Annotated in this window: 12 protein-coding genes and 1 tRNA gene; 11 read left to right on the top strand and 2 right to left on the bottom strand. The window is 69.3% G+C overall.

The genetic code is table 11. The annotated features are described in order from the left end of the window. Window positions 1–173: 173 nt before the first annotated feature. The 9 genes from U5640_RS33705 (at window position 174) to U5640_RS33665 (ending at window position 10,159) form a co-directional block, all read left to right on the top strand. The gene (locus U5640_RS33705) at window positions 174–2,453 is read left to right on the top strand and encodes an FdhF/YdeP family oxidoreductase (RefSeq protein ID WP_340380936.1); all 2,280 of its coding nucleotides are present in this window, start codon (window positions 174–176) and stop codon (window positions 2,451–2,453) included. 48 nt (window positions 2,454–2,501) lie between these two features. Next, window positions 2,502–2,966, top strand: a complete 465-nt coding sequence (locus U5640_RS33700) for a hotdog fold thioesterase (RefSeq protein WP_340380934.1) — start codon at window positions 2,502–2,504, stop codon at window positions 2,964–2,966. Between the two features lie 105 nt (window positions 2,967–3,071). Then, on the top strand, window positions 3,072–3,491 hold the full coding sequence (locus U5640_RS33695; protein WP_340380932.1) for a hypothetical protein: 420 nt from the start codon (window positions 3,072–3,074) through the stop codon (window positions 3,489–3,491). After that, complete coding sequence (locus tag U5640_RS33690) at window positions 3,488–4,123, top strand: Tat pathway signal sequence domain protein (RefSeq protein ID WP_340380930.1); 636 nt, start codon at window positions 3,488–3,490, stop codon at window positions 4,121–4,123. The genes U5640_RS33695 and U5640_RS33690 overlap by 4 nt, the downstream gene beginning before the upstream one ends. A 288-nt stretch (window positions 4,124–4,411) precedes the next feature. Continuing rightward, window positions 4,412–5,641 carry a branched-chain amino acid ABC transporter substrate-binding protein gene (locus U5640_RS33685; RefSeq protein WP_340380928.1) on the top strand — a complete coding sequence of 410 codons (1,230 nt, stop codon included), beginning with the start codon at window positions 4,412–4,414 and terminating at the stop codon, window positions 5,639–5,641. 111 nt (window positions 5,642–5,752) lie between these two features. Further along, window positions 5,753–6,685 carry a branched-chain amino acid ABC transporter permease gene (locus tag U5640_RS33680; RefSeq protein WP_340380926.1) on the top strand — a complete coding sequence of 311 codons (933 nt, stop codon included), beginning with the start codon at window positions 5,753–5,755 and terminating at the stop codon, window positions 6,683–6,685. Window positions 6,686–6,690: 5 nt separating this feature from the next. Beyond that, window positions 6,691–8,514 carry a branched-chain amino acid ABC transporter permease gene (locus tag U5640_RS33675; RefSeq protein ID WP_340380924.1) on the top strand — a complete coding sequence of 608 codons (1,824 nt, stop codon included), beginning with the start codon at window positions 6,691–6,693 and terminating at the stop codon, window positions 8,512–8,514. Between the two features lie 5 nt (window positions 8,515–8,519). Next, entirely contained in the window at window positions 8,520–9,446 is a 927-nt protein-coding gene (locus U5640_RS33670; RefSeq protein ID WP_340380922.1) for an ABC transporter ATP-binding protein, read from the top strand. After that, window positions 9,443–10,159, top strand: coding sequence for an ABC transporter ATP-binding protein (locus U5640_RS33665; RefSeq protein ID WP_067245401.1), 717 nt, complete (start codon window positions 9,443–9,445; stop codon window positions 10,157–10,159). The genes U5640_RS33670 and U5640_RS33665 overlap by 4 nt, the downstream gene beginning before the upstream one ends. 77 nt (window positions 10,160–10,236) lie before the next feature. Here the strand turns inward: U5640_RS33665 and U5640_RS33660 are convergent, their stop codons facing one another. Continuing rightward, on the bottom strand, window positions 10,237–10,893 hold the full coding sequence (locus U5640_RS33660; RefSeq protein WP_340380917.1) for a response regulator: 657 nt from the start codon (window positions 10,891–10,893) through the stop codon (window positions 10,237–10,239). A gap of 103 nt (window positions 10,894–10,996) precedes the next feature. Here U5640_RS33660 and U5640_RS33655 point away from each other — a divergent pair. After that, window positions 10,997–11,079: transfer RNA gene (locus U5640_RS33655), tRNA-Leu, on the top strand. An 86-nt stretch (window positions 11,080–11,165) separates the two neighbouring features. Beyond that, window positions 11,166–11,951, top strand: a complete 786-nt coding sequence (locus tag U5640_RS33650; protein WP_340380915.1) for a helix-turn-helix domain-containing protein — start codon at window positions 11,166–11,168, stop codon at window positions 11,949–11,951. 7 nt (window positions 11,952–11,958) lie between these two features. Here U5640_RS33650 and pyk read toward each other — a convergent pair whose 3' ends face one another. Beyond that, window positions 11,959–13,395 carry a pyruvate kinase gene (gene pyk / locus U5640_RS33645; protein WP_340380913.1) on the bottom strand — a complete coding sequence of 479 codons (1,437 nt, stop codon included), beginning with the start codon at window positions 13,393–13,395 and terminating at the stop codon, window positions 11,959–11,961. Between the last annotated feature and the right edge of the window lie 163 nt (window positions 13,396–13,558).

The following is a 13,558-nucleotide window of genomic DNA, read 5'->3' as shown; positions in this document are numbered from 1 at the left end:
CCGTCACGCCCTCCGCAAGGTGTTGCCCCTTCCGCAACCATTGCTCTATGCGCAACCATGAAGGAGGTCCTCGCCCGCCCGGCCGCCGTGACCGCCGGGGCCCCGTGCGAGGATGCGCACGCGTGTCGCCCACGGCACCGGCGCACACCGCAGCACACGAAGGAGAGGGTGCGATGGCCACCAAGCCGCCCGAGGCGGATCCGGTCCAGGACGTGCCGGAGGTCGCCGAGCCGAAGCACGCGGCGGCGGGCCTGCCGGCCGTCGGACACTCCCTGCGGATCGCCCAGCAGCAGATGGGCGTCCGTCGCACCGCGTTGACGCTGCTGCGCGTCAACCAGAAGAACGGCTTCGACTGCCCCGGCTGCGCCTGGCCCGAGCCTGAGCACCGGCACGCCGCCGAGTTCTGCGAGAACGGCGCGAAGGCGGTCGCGGAGGAGGCGACCCTGCGCCGGGTCACCCCGGAGTTCTTCGCCGCCCACCCCGTCGCCGACCTCGCCACCCGCAGCGGCTACTGGCTCGGCCAGCAGGGGCGGCTGACCCACCCCATGTACCTCCCCGAGGGCGGCACGCACTACGAGCCGGTCACCTGGGAGCGCGCCTTCGACATCATCGCCGAGGAGACGGCCGCGCTCGCCTCCCCCGACGAGGCCGTCTTCTACACCTCGGGCCGCACCAGCAACGAGGCCGCGTTCCTCTACCAGCTCTTCGCGCGCGAGCTCGGCACGAACAACCTGCCGGACTGCTCCAACATGTGCCACGAGTCCTCCGGCTCGGCCCTGTCGGAGACCATCGGCATCGGCAAGGGCAGCGTCCTGCTGGAGGACCTGTACCAGGCCGACCTGATCATCGTCGCCGGCCAGAACCCGGGCACCAACCACCCCCGGATGCTCTCCGCCCTGGAGAAGGCGAAGGCCGGCGGCGCGCGGATCATCAGCGTCAACCCGCTGCCCGAGGCGGGCCTGGAGCGGTTCAAGAACCCGCAGACCCCGCAGGGCATGCTCAAGGGCGCCGCCCTGACCGACCTGTTCCTGCAGATCCGCATCGGCGGCGACCAGGCCCTCTTCCGGCTCCTCAACAAGCTGGTCCTGGAGACGGAGGGCGCCCTCGACGAAGCGTTCATCGCCGAGCACACCCACGGCTTCGAGGAGTTCGCCGAGGCCGCCCGCGCCGCCGACTGGGACGAGACGCTCGCCGCGACCGGCCTCACGCGCGCGGAGATCGAGGAGACCCTGCGCATGGTGCTCGCCTCGCAGCGCACCATCGTCTGCTGGGCGATGGGCCTCACCCAGCACAAGCACTCCGTGCCGACCATCCGCGAGGTGGTCAACTTCCTCCTGCTGCGCGGCAACATCGGCCGCCCCGGCGCGGGCGTGTGCCCGGTGCGCGGCCACTCCAACGTGCAGGGCGACCGCACCATGGGCATCTTCGAACGGCCCGCCCCGGCCTTCCTGGACGCCCTGGAGAAGGAGTTCGGCTTCGCGCCCCCGCGCGGGCACGGCTTCGACGTGGTGCGCGCCATCCGTGCCCTGCGCGACGGCGAGGCGAAGCTGTTCTTCGCCATGGGCGGCAACTTCGTCGCCGCCTCCCCCGACACCGACGTCACCGAGGCGGCCATGCGGCGCGCCCGGCTGACGGTGCACGTGTCGACCAAGCTGAACCGTTCCCACGTCGTCACGGGCGCGCGTGCCCTGATCCTGCCGACGCTCGGACGCACCGAACGCGACCTCCAGGGCGGCGGCGAGCAGTTCGTCACCGTCGAGGACTCCATGGGCATGGTGCATGCCTCGCGCGGCCGGCTGGCCCCCGCGAGCGACCACCTGCTGTCCGAACCGGCCATCGTCAGCCGGCTGGCCCGCCGGGTGCTCGGCGCGGACAGCAAGGTGCCCTGGGAGGAGTTCGAGAGGGACTATGCGACGATCCGTGACCGGATAGCCCGCGTGATCCCCGGCTTCGAGGACTTCAACGCGCGCGTGGCCCACCCGGGCGGCTTCACCCTCCCGCACGCCCCGCGCGACGAACGCCGCTTCCCGACCGCCACCGGCAAGGCCAACTTCACCGCCGCGCCGGTCGAGTACCCGAAGCTGCCCGAGGGCCGGCTGCTGCTGCAGACGCTGCGCTCGCACGACCAGTACAACACCACGATCTACGGCCTCGACGACCGCTACCGGGGGATCAGGAACGGCCGCCGGGTCGTCCTCGTCAACGCCGAGGACGCGCGCGCGTTGGGGATCGCGGACGGCTCGTACGTGGACCTGGTCGGCGAGTGGGACGACGGCGTGGAGCGGCGGGCCCCCCGTTTCCGCGTCGTGCTGTACCCGACCACCCGGGGCTGCGCGGCCGCCTACTACCCGGAGACGAACGTGCTGGTGCCGCTGGACGCCACCGCCGACACGAGCAACACCCCGGCCAGCAAGTCCGTCGTGGTGCGTCTGGAACAATCGTCGACCGACTGAGCGTTTGCTCAGTGACTGGACGCGGATCGACGAACGGAGCCCGGCCCCATGGGCGAGCAGCAGCACGTGAAGTTCCCACCGGAGGTCGTCGCGGAGTACGCCGCGCTCGGCATCGACATCGTGGCCCTGTTCTCGGCCGGGCACCTCGGCTCCCGCATGGGCGTGGAGATCGTCGAGGCCTCCGCGGACCGGGTCGTCGGCACCATGCCGGTGGAGGGCAACACCCAGCCGTACGGCCTGTTGCACGGCGGCGCCTCCGCGGTGCTGGCCGAGACCCTCGGCTCGGTCGGGTCGATGCTGCACGGCGGCAGCTCCAAGATCGCCGTCGGGGTCGACCTGAACTGCACCCATCACCGGGGCGTCCGCTCCGGCCTGGTCACCGGCGTGGCCACGCCCGTGCACCAGGGGCGGTCCACGGCGACGTACGAGATCGTGATCAGCGACGAGGAGGGGCGCCGGGTGTGCACCGCCCGGCTGACCTGTCTGCTGCGGGACGCCCCCACGGCGGTCTGACGACCCCGGCGCCCGGCCGACCGTCCCCCGGCGGGCCGGCGGCTTCCAAGGCCCCGTGCGGCAACGCCCGTTGCACCCGGTGCCCCGGCGCCCTAGCGTCGGGGCATGACCACGGGAGGCGCGCACCGAGCGCGGGCGGCGGCACGGCTGGCGGGATGGGTGCTGCTCGCCTGTCTCCCGGCGACCGCCTGCGGCGGCACGGCCCCGGGCGCGGCGCCCACAGCCCCGCCCCACGCCGCCTCGCCCCCCGCCTCCCCGTCCACCACCTCGCCCGAGGACCTGTGCACGCGCGTGGTGGCCCACTGGTCCCGCAAGGTCCTCGACAGCCACACCTACGGCGACTACCAGTCGATGGGGCTCTCCAACGGCCAGTACGACATCCTGCGGAGGGTCGTGGACGCGGCACGGGCCGAGAAGAAGCGCCGGGGGGCCGACGCCGCCGACGCGTTGATCGACCGCGAGACCCGCGCGGGCTGCACCGACTGGTACCGCTCCGGCGGCCCGGGCGAAGGCCCCTGGCAGTGAGCGGCATCGGCCCGATCGAGCCCGGCGAGGGCACGCACGCGTGGGACACGCACCCGGCGGCACCCCCGGCCGGCACCCCGGCCGCCCCGAGCACGCCCCCGCCCCGCCTCCGCCGCCTTCTCGCGGACCACCGCAGAGCCGCCCTGGCCGCCCTCCTCACCGTCGGCCTGCTCACCCTCTGCGCCGTGCTCTACGCGACCCGTCCGCAGGAGCGTGAACCGGCCATCTCCCGACCGCCGTTCCCCGCCCAGGTCGTGGACGTCACCTATCTCGGCGAACACAGCGTCCCACCCGGCACCCGGCCGCACACGTTCGCCTTCGAGGTGCTGCTCAGCGTGGATTCCGGCCCGCCGGTCACGGTGACCCGGGTCTCCCAGCCGTACGCCGGCGCCTCCCTGACGTCGGCGCCCCGGGCCCCGTTCCGGACGGAGGCGGGCTCCGCACGCACGATCGTGATCACCATGCATGTGGCGGAATGCGGTTCCGTACCGGAGAATGCCGGGCTCCCTTTCATCGACGTAACTCTGCGTAATACGCGTGCAATACAACAGCAGAGTTTCATCCTGGGGCCCCGTTATGCGCAGGACCTCTCCCGAGCCCTGGAAGTCGCCTGTAGCAACGAATCACCGTAATCACCAAAACGCCTGAGACACCTGAACGCACCAGGGTGCATCCTGCGCGTTCTCAGCATGCGGACAGGGCGAATCGGCCTGAAATTCGCTGTTCCACCCGCCAAGTACCGCTCTGCATTACCTCGTGTCATAACAAGAGCGTCACAGCATGCTTCAGACCCTCCTCCCCGTTACCTTCACCCGCTTAGAGTCACGCCCAGTCACCGCGCCGCCTGAATACCCCTTAGGCCCCAGCGCTCGACTCGGCCTCTTCCAGGGGGGAGGGCCGCCCAGGGAAAGGACTGGAACGTGCGTCAACGTTCGCTCATCGCCATCACCGCCGCGCTGTCCGCCGGTGCACTCACCCTCACCGCCTGCGGTTCGCGCGACAGCGGCGGCGACAAGGGCTCCGACAGCGGCGGCACCACCGTCACCATCGGCGTCGACGCCCCGCTCACCGGCGACCTGTCCGCGCTGGGTCTCGGCATCAAGAACTCCGTCGACCTCGCGGCCAAAACGGCCAACAAGGAGAAGACGGTCGACGGCGTCACCTTCAAGGTCGTCGCCAAGGACGACCAGGCGCAGCCCTCCGCCGGCCAGCAGAACGCCACCGCCCTCGTCGCCGACAAGAGCGTCGTCGGCGTGGTCGGCCCGCTGAACTCCTCCGTCGCCGAGTCGATGCAGAAGGTCTTCGACGACGCCAAGCTGGTCGAGGTCTCCCCGGCCAACACCAACCCCGCGCTCACCCAGGGCACCGACTGGGCGAAGACCAAGAAGCGCCCCTACGCGTCGTACTTCCGCACCGCGACCACGGACGCCATCCAGGGCCCGTTCGCCGCCCAGTACGTCTTCAACGACGCCAAGAAGAAGAAGGTCTTCGTCATCGACGACAAGAAGACCTACGGCGCCGGCCTCGCGGGCACCTTCACCGAGGAATTCAAGAAGCTCGGCGGCACCGTCGTCGGCACCGAGCACATCAACCCCGACTCCAAGGACTTCTCCGCGGTCGCCACCAAGGTGAAGAACTCCGGCGCCGAGGCCGTCTACTACGGCGGCGAGTACCCGCAGGCCGGCCCGCTCAGCAAGCAGATCAAGGCCGCCGGAGCCAAGATCCCGCTCGTCGGCGGCGACGGCATCTACGCCGACGACTTCATCAAGCTGGCCGGCGCCACCGCCACCGGCGACCTCGCCACCTCCGTCGGCGCCCCCGTCGAGGAACTCGACTCCGCCAAGGAGTTCGTGGCCAACTACAAGGCCGGCGGCTACAAGGAGGCCTACGGCGCCTACGGCGGCTACGCCTACGACTCCGCCTGGGCCATCATCGAGGCCGTCAAGAAGGTCGTCGACGACAACAACGGCAAGCTCCCCGACGACGCCCGCGCGAAGATCACCGCCGCCACCCAGAACGTCTCCTTCGACGGTGTGACCGGCAAGGTCTCCTTCGACGAGTTCGGTGACGCCACCAACAAGCAGCTCACCGTCTACGCCGTCGAGAACGGTGCCTGGAAGGCCGTCAAGTCCGGCACCTACTCCGGCTGACCCACCCGCACCACTCCTGAGCCGCGCGGGGCGCTGTTCCACTGGCGCCCCGCGCGGACTCACATCCGGCCCCACCCGTCGAAACATCCGAACCGTCTCGGAGGACATGCGGTGAACGAACTGCCGCAGCAGCTGGTCAACGGCCTGCTACTGGGATCCATGTACGGCCTTGTCGCCATCGGCTACACAATGGTCTATGGCATTGTCCAGCTCATCAACTTCGCCCACGGCGAGATCTTCATGACCGGAGCGTTCGGCGCTCTCACGGTCTACGTGTACATCCTGCCCGACGGCACCTCGATGGCCATCGCGCTGCCCCTGATGCTGGTGGGCGCGGTCATGGTCTCCGTCACCGTCGCCGTGGGAGCGGAACGGTTCGCCTACCGTCCCCTCCGCACCGCACCACGCCTCGCACCGCTCATCACCGCCATCGGCCTCTCCCTCGCCCTGCAGCAGGCCGTCTGGGCCTGGTACCCCGAGGCCAAGTCCGCCCGCGTCTTCCCCCAGATCGGCGGCGGCCCCTTCGAGCTCGGCAGCGTCACCATCCAGACCGGTGACATCTTCCTGCTCATCGCCGCCCCCCTCAGCATGGGCTTCCTCGCCTACTTCGTCATGAAGACCCGCACCGGACGCGGCATGCAGGCCACCGCCCAGGACCCCGACACCGCCAAGCTCATGGGCGTCAACACCGACCGCATCATCGTGATCGCGTTCGCCCTCGGTGCCACCTTCGCCGCCGTCGGAGCCGTCGCCTACGGCCTCAAGTACGGCCAGATCTCCTTCACCATGGGCTTCCTGCTCGGCCTCAAGGCCTTCACCGCGGCTGTCCTCGGCGGCATCGGCAACATCTACGGCGCCATGATCGGCGGCGTCGTCCTCGGCATCGCCGAGACCCTGGCCACCGCCTACATCGCCGACATCCCCGGCATGGACAAGTTCGGCAGCAACTCCTGGGCCGACGTCTGGGCCTTCGTACTCCTCATCCTCGTGCTGCTGTTCCGGCCCCAGGGCCTGCTCGGCGAGCGCGTCGCGGACAGGGCGTGACACCGATGACGACACAGACCACCACCCCCGAGGCGTTCGGCGACACCACGCCCGCACGAGCCGGCCTCATCGGCATCCCCGAGACCGCCGCCCGCGCCCTCGCCACCGGCGGCGCGATCCTCACCATCATCTCCACCTTCCTCGCCTGGACCTGGACCTCCGCCTTCCCCGGCGACCTCACCGTCTACGGCTACCCCGGCGGCCTCCAGGTCCTCGTCCTCATCGGCGGCGCCCTCACCACCCTCTTCGCCCTCTCCTCCTACGGCGTCAGGGGCCTCGGCTGGCTCACCCCCGCCGGCGCCGACGGCGCGATCAAGTTCGCCGCGCTCGCCACCTTCGCGACCGCCTGGTACACCGTCATCGCGATCAGCGCCGACCTCGGCGGAGTCGTCAACCTCGAACCCGGCGGCTACGTCGTCGCCGTGGCCAGCCTCGCCGCCCTCCTCGGCGCCCTGGCCCTGCCGTTCGAGCACCCCGAGCCCGACCCCATCGACCCCGACGACACGTCGTGGGAGCACACCAAGCACAAGCTCGGCCACCAGTGGCAGACCGTCAAGGCCGCCTTCGGCTCCGGCACCGCGCGCCCCGCGCCGGCCCTGCCCGCCTACGCCGAGATCCTGATCATCGTCGCCGTCCTCGCCGTCGCCCTCACCGTCTTCACCTACGGCATCGGCACCGAGTACGACGAACTCTTCATCGGCTTCCTGATCACCGCCGGCCTCGGATTCGCCGCCGTCGGCAAGGCCGGCCTCGTCGCCCAGGCCAGCCAGATCACCGCCCGCCACCAGAACATCACCATCTGCGGCGCGTTCGTGGCAGCCGCAGCGTTCCCCTTCACCCAGACCGACGACCAGTACGCGACCCTCGGCGTCTACATCCTCATCTTCGCCACCGTCGCCCTCGGCCTGAACATCGTCGTCGGCCTCGCCGGCCTCCTCGACCTCGGTTACGTCGCCTTCCTCGGCGTCGGCGCCTACGCCGCCGCCATGGTCTCCGGCTCCCCGAGCTCCCCCTTCGACGTGCACTTCCCCTTCTGGGCCGCCGCACTCGTCGGCTGCGCCGCCTCCCTGGTCTTCGGCGTCCTCATCGGCGCCCCGACCCTGCGGCTCCGCGGCGACTACCTCGCCATCGTCACCCTCGGCTTCGGTGAGATCTTCCGCATCACCGCCAACAACCTCGACGGCACCTCCGGCCCCGACATCACCAACGGATCCAACGGCATCTCCTCGATCCCGAACCTCAACATCCTCGGGTTCGACTTCGGCGTCGTCCACAACATCCTCGGCGTCGACATCGGCCGCTTCGCCAACTACTTCTTCCTGATGCTCATCATCACCGCCATCGTCGTGCTGGTCTTCCGGCGCAGCGGTGACTCCCGCATCGGCCGCGCCTGGGTCGCCATCCGCGAGGACGAGACCGCCGCCCTCGCCATGGGCATCAACGGCTTCCGCGTCAAGCTCATCGCCTTCGCCGTCGGCGCCTCCCTCGCCGGCCTCGCCGGCACCGTCCAGGCACACGTCACCTACACCGTCACCCCCGAGCAGTACCTCTTCGCCGGCCCCATCCCGCCCAACTCCGCCTTCCTCCTCGCCGCGGTCGTCCTCGGCGGCATGGGCACCATCGGCGGCCCCCTCATCGGCGCCTCGCTGCTCTTCCTCATCCCCAACAAGCTCCAGTTCCTGGGCGACTACCAGCTCTTCGCCTTCGGCCTCGCACTCATCCTGCTGATGCGCTTCCGGCCGGAGGGCATGATCCCCAACCGCCGCCGCCAGCTCGAGTTCCACGAGGAAGCGGAAGCGCCCACCGTCCTCACGAAGGCAGGGGCCTGACCACCATGACCACCGACACCACCACCACGGTCGCCCCCACCGGCGAGACGGTCCTCGACGCACGCGGCGTCACGATGCGCTTCGGCGGCCTCACCGCCGTCCGCGACGTCAACCTCACCGTCAACAGCGGCGAGATCGTCGGCCTGATCGGCCCCAACGGCGCCGGCAAGACCACCTTCTTCAACTGCCTCACCGGCCTCTACATCCCCACCGAGGGCGAGGTCCGCTACAAGGGCACCGTCCTGCCGCCCAAGTCCTTCAAGGTCACCGCGGCCGGCATCGCCCGCACCTTCCAGAACATCCGCCTGTTCGCCAACATGACGGTCCTGGAGAACGTGCTGGTCGGCCGTCACACGCGGACGAAGGAAGGTTTCTGGTCGGCCGTCCTGCGCGGCCCCGGCTTCCACAAGGCCGAAGCCGCCTCCCGCGAACGCGCCATGGAACTCCTGGAGTTCGTCGGACTGGAGAAGAAGGCCGAACACCTCGCGCGCAACCTTCCCTACGGCGAGCAGCGCAAGCTGGAGATCGCCCGAGCGCTCGCCAGCGAGCCCGGACTCCTCCTGCTGGACGAGCCCACCGCCGGCATGAACCCCCAGGAGACGCGAGCGACGGAAGAACTCGTCTTCGCCATCCGCGACAAGGGCATCGCCGTCCTCGTCATCGAGCACGACATGCGCTTCATCTTCAACCTCTGCGACCGGGTGGCCGTCCTGGTCCAGGGCGAGAAGCTCGTCGAGGGCGACAGCGCCACCGTCCAGGGCGACGAGCGCGTCGTCGCCGCCTACCTCGGCGAACCCTTCGAGAACGCCCCCGGCGACGAAGAGATCGCCGAAGTCGAAGCCGCCGAGGCCAGCGCCGCCCCGGCCGACGCCGCCCCGACGGCCGCCGACACCACGACGGACGCCGCGCCCGGCAAGGAGAACGACCGATGACCGCACTGCTCGAAGTCGAGGACCTCCGGGTCGCCTACGGCAAGATCGAAGCCGTCAAGGGCATCTCCTTCAAGGTCGAGGCCGGCGAGGTCGTCACCCTCATCGGCACCAACGGCGCCGGCAAGACCACCACCCTGCGCACCCTGTCGGGCCTGCTCAAGCCGGTCGGCGGCCAGATCAAGTTCAACGGCAAGTCGCTGAAGAAGGTCCCGGCCCACGACATCGTCTCGCTGGGACTCGCCCACTCCCCCGAGGGGCGGCACATCTTCCCCCGCATGACGATCGAGGACAACCTGCGCCTCGGCGCCTTCCTCCGCAGCGACAAGGCGGGCATCGAGAAGGACATCCAGCGCGCCTACGACCTCTTCCCCATCCTGGGAGAGCGCCGCAAGCAGGCCGCGGGCACCCTGTCCGGCGGTGAGCAGCAGATGCTCGCCATGGGCCGCGCCCTGATGTCCCAGCCGAAACTGCTCATGCTGGACGAGCCCTCCATGGGTCTCTCCCCCATCATGATGCAGAAGATCATGGCCACCATCGCCGAGCTGAAGTCCCAGGGCATGACGATCCTGCTCATCGAGCAGAACGCCCAGGCGGCGCTGTCCCTGGCGGACCAGGGTCACGTCATGGAGGTCGGCAACATCGTCCTGTCCGGCACCGGCCGGGACCTGCTCCACGACGAGTCGGTCCGCAAGGCCTACCTCGGCGAGGACTGACGTCCCGAGGTCCAGCGGCCACGACGAGGCCCGCGCCCCTTCTCCGGGCGCGGGCCTCGTCGCGTGCGGGCGGGGTGTCAGCCCTTGTTGGCCTTCTTCTCCTCGGCGTCCTGGATGACGGCCTCGGCGACCTGCTGCATCGACATCCGCCGGTCCATGGACGTCTTCTGGATCCAGCGGAACGCGGCGGGCTCGGTCAGGCCGTACTCCGTCTGGAGGACCGACTTCGCCCGGTCGACCAGCTTGCGGGTCTCCAGGCGGAGCGTGAGGTCGGCGACCTCCTTCTCCAGCTCCTTCAGCTCGTTGAACCGCGAAACAGCCATCTCGATGGCCGGCACGACATCGCTCTTGCTGAAGGGCTTCACGAGGTACGCCATGGCGCCGGCGTCGCGCGCCCGCTCGACCAGGTCCCGCTGCGAGAAGGCGGTGAGCATCAGCACCGGGGCGATCCGCTCCTCGGCGATCTTCTCGGCGGCGGAGATGCCGTCCATCTTGGGCATCTTCACGTCGAGGATGACCAGGTCGGGCTGGTGCTCGCGGGCCAGCTCGATGGCCTGCTCACCGTCACCGGCCTCGCCGACGACGCTGTAGCCCTCCTCCTCCAGCATCTCTTTGAGATCGAGCCGGATCAGGGCCTCGTCCTCGGCGATGACGACACGGGTCGTCATCGGAGGCACGTGCGACTTGTCGTCATCGGGCACGTCTACGGGCTGGGGCGACTCGGGGGCGGTCACGGGGGCTCCTTGGTGCGGGCCGGCAGGTACTGCTGCTTATGCAGCCTACCTAGAGGCAGGGAGCTACGGTCACCCGGTACACTTCCCGACAGCTCACCAACCTGCCCGGTTGGAGGAACTGGTCAGACTCGCGGTGCTCAAACCACCGTGCCTTAGGGCATGTGGGTTCGAATCCCACACCGGGCACTTACACGAATAGCGGAGGCTCACGTTCTCGTGAACCTCCGCTATTTGCCGCGTGCCGTAGCGATCAGCAACGCACAGTGACGGGCATGCACTTTCATGGCACTGAGGTTCGACAGAAAGCGGTCACCCTGTTGCGCAGCGGAGCGCGCAATGCGGACGTGGCGCGTCAGTTCAACATCCCGCTCGGCACGATCAGTTACTGGAAGCACATGGACCGCGCGAAACGCGGCGAATGCCCCGGACGCACTCCCCCGAAGTGTCCTCGGTGCGAAGGCGAGCTGAACTCCCCCGCCTATTCCTACCTCCTGGGCCTCTACCTCGGCGACGGCCACATCATCCAGAACCGTGCCATGCGAGCGCCGAGCCTGTCCATCTCCTGCGCCGACGCGCACCCCGGCCTCATGGACGAATGCGAGCAAGCCATGCGATCGGTCTTCCCTGGAAACTCGGTCTGCCGGGTCCGCCGAAAGGGGTGCCACGAGGTGAAGCTCTATTCCAAACACCTCTGGTGCCTCTTCCCCCAACACGGCCCCGGCAAGAAGCACGAGCGCCCCATCGTCCTCGAAGCCTGGCAGCAAGCCGTCGTCGACGCTCACCCTTGGGAGTTCGTCCGAGGGCTCATCCACTCCGACGGCTGTCGCATCACCAACTGGACGACCCGTTTGATCGCCGGCGAGCGCAAGCGCTACGAATACCCCCGCTACTTCTTCACCAACGTCTCCGACGACATCCGACGGCTCTGCACCGACACCCTGGACAAGCTGGGCGTCGAGTGGACGCACTGCACCCGCGGCGGAAACCCGTACAACATCTCCGTCGCCCGCAAAGCCTCCGTCGCCCTCCTCGACGCCCACGTGGGCCCCAAGCACTGAGCGGCCCCTACTTCGGGCTGTCGTCCTCCCCCACGTGGTGGACGCGGACCAGGTTCGTCGCGCCCGAGACTCCCGGCGGGGAGCCGGCCGTGATCACGATGACGTCGCCCTTCCGGCAGCGGCCGTACCGCAGCAGCAGCTCGTCCACCTGGGCGACCATCGCGTCCGTGGAGCCCACCGGCGGGACCAGGAAGGTTTCCACGCCCCAGGTCAGGCTGAGCTGGGAGCGGGTGGACTGTTCGGGGGTGAAGGCCAGCAGGGGGATCGGGGAGCGGTAGCGGGAGAGGCGGCGGGCCGTGTCGCCGGTCTGGGTGAAGGCGACCAGGAGCTCGGCGTTCAGGAAGTCGCCGATCTCGGCCGCCGCGCGGGCGACCGCGCCGCCCTGGGTGCGGGGTTTGTTGCGTTCGGTGAGGGGCGGGAGGCCCTTGGCCAGGATGTCCTCCTCCGCCGCCGCAACGATCTTCGCCATGGTGCGGACCGTCTGGATCGCGTACTTGCCCACGCTTGTCTCGCCGGACAGCATGACCGCGTCCGTGCCGTCGATGACCGCGTTGGCCACGTCCGAGGCCTCGGCCCGGGTGGGGCGGGAGTTGTCGATCATCGAGTCGAGCATCTGGGTCGCGACGATCACCGGTTTGGCGTTGCGCTTGGCCAGCTTGATCGCGCGCTTCTGGACGATCGGGACCTGTTCGAGGGGCATCTCGACGCCCAGGTCGCCCCGCGCGACCATGATGCCGTCGAAGGCGGCGACGATGTCGTCGATGGCCTCCACCGCCTGGGGTTTCTCCACCTTCGCGATGACGGGGAGGCGGCGGCCCTCCTCGTCCATGATGCGGTGGACGTCGAGGATGTCGCGGCCGCTGCGCACGAAGGACAGGGCGATCACGTCGCAGCCCGTGCGGAGCGCCCAGCGCAGGTCCTCCTCGTCCTTCTTGGACAGGGCGGGGACCGAGACGGCGACGCCCGGCAGATTCAGGCCCTTGTGGTCGGAGATCACTCCTCCCTCGACGACCCTCGTGTGGACCTCCGCGCCCACGACGTCCGTGACCTCCAGGCAGACCTTGCCGTCGTCGACGAGGATGCGCTCGCCCGGGGTCACGTCCTGTGCGAGGCCGGCGTAGGTGGTGCCGCAGCGCTTGCCGTCGCCCGCGACGCCGTCCTCGACGGTGATCGTGAAGGTGTCGTCGCGTTCGAGGAGTACAGGGCCTTCGGCGAAGTGGCCGAGGCGGATCTTCGGGCCTTGAAGATCGGCGAGGACGCCGACGCTGCGGCCGGTCTCGTCGGCGGCCTTGCGGACGCGGTGGTAGCGCTCCTCGTGCTCGGCGTGGCCGCCGTGGCTGAGGTTGAGGCGGGCGACGTCCATTCCCGCGTCGACCAGGGCTTTGATCTGGTCGTAGGAGTCGGTGGCGGGGCCCAGGGTGCAGACGATTTTTGCTCGGCGCATGAGTCGAGCCTATGACTTACCGGGCAGTAGCGAATTGGGGCGACATGACCTGGCAACAACCGTTGAGTGAAGGGTAGTTGACAACTGTTGAATTGTGCGGGGTGCCGCTCTTATGAGCATATCGATTTCGCGCCCGCATTCCCCGAAAGGGTGAATGGGTGAA

Origin of the sequence: Streptomyces sp. SS7 (assembly GCF_037993025.1) — a bacterium.
In the GTDB taxonomy this organism is placed as follows: Bacteria; Actinomycetota; Actinomycetes; order Streptomycetales; family Streptomycetaceae; genus Streptomyces.
This window is presented reverse-complemented; position numbering and strand designations above follow the sequence as displayed.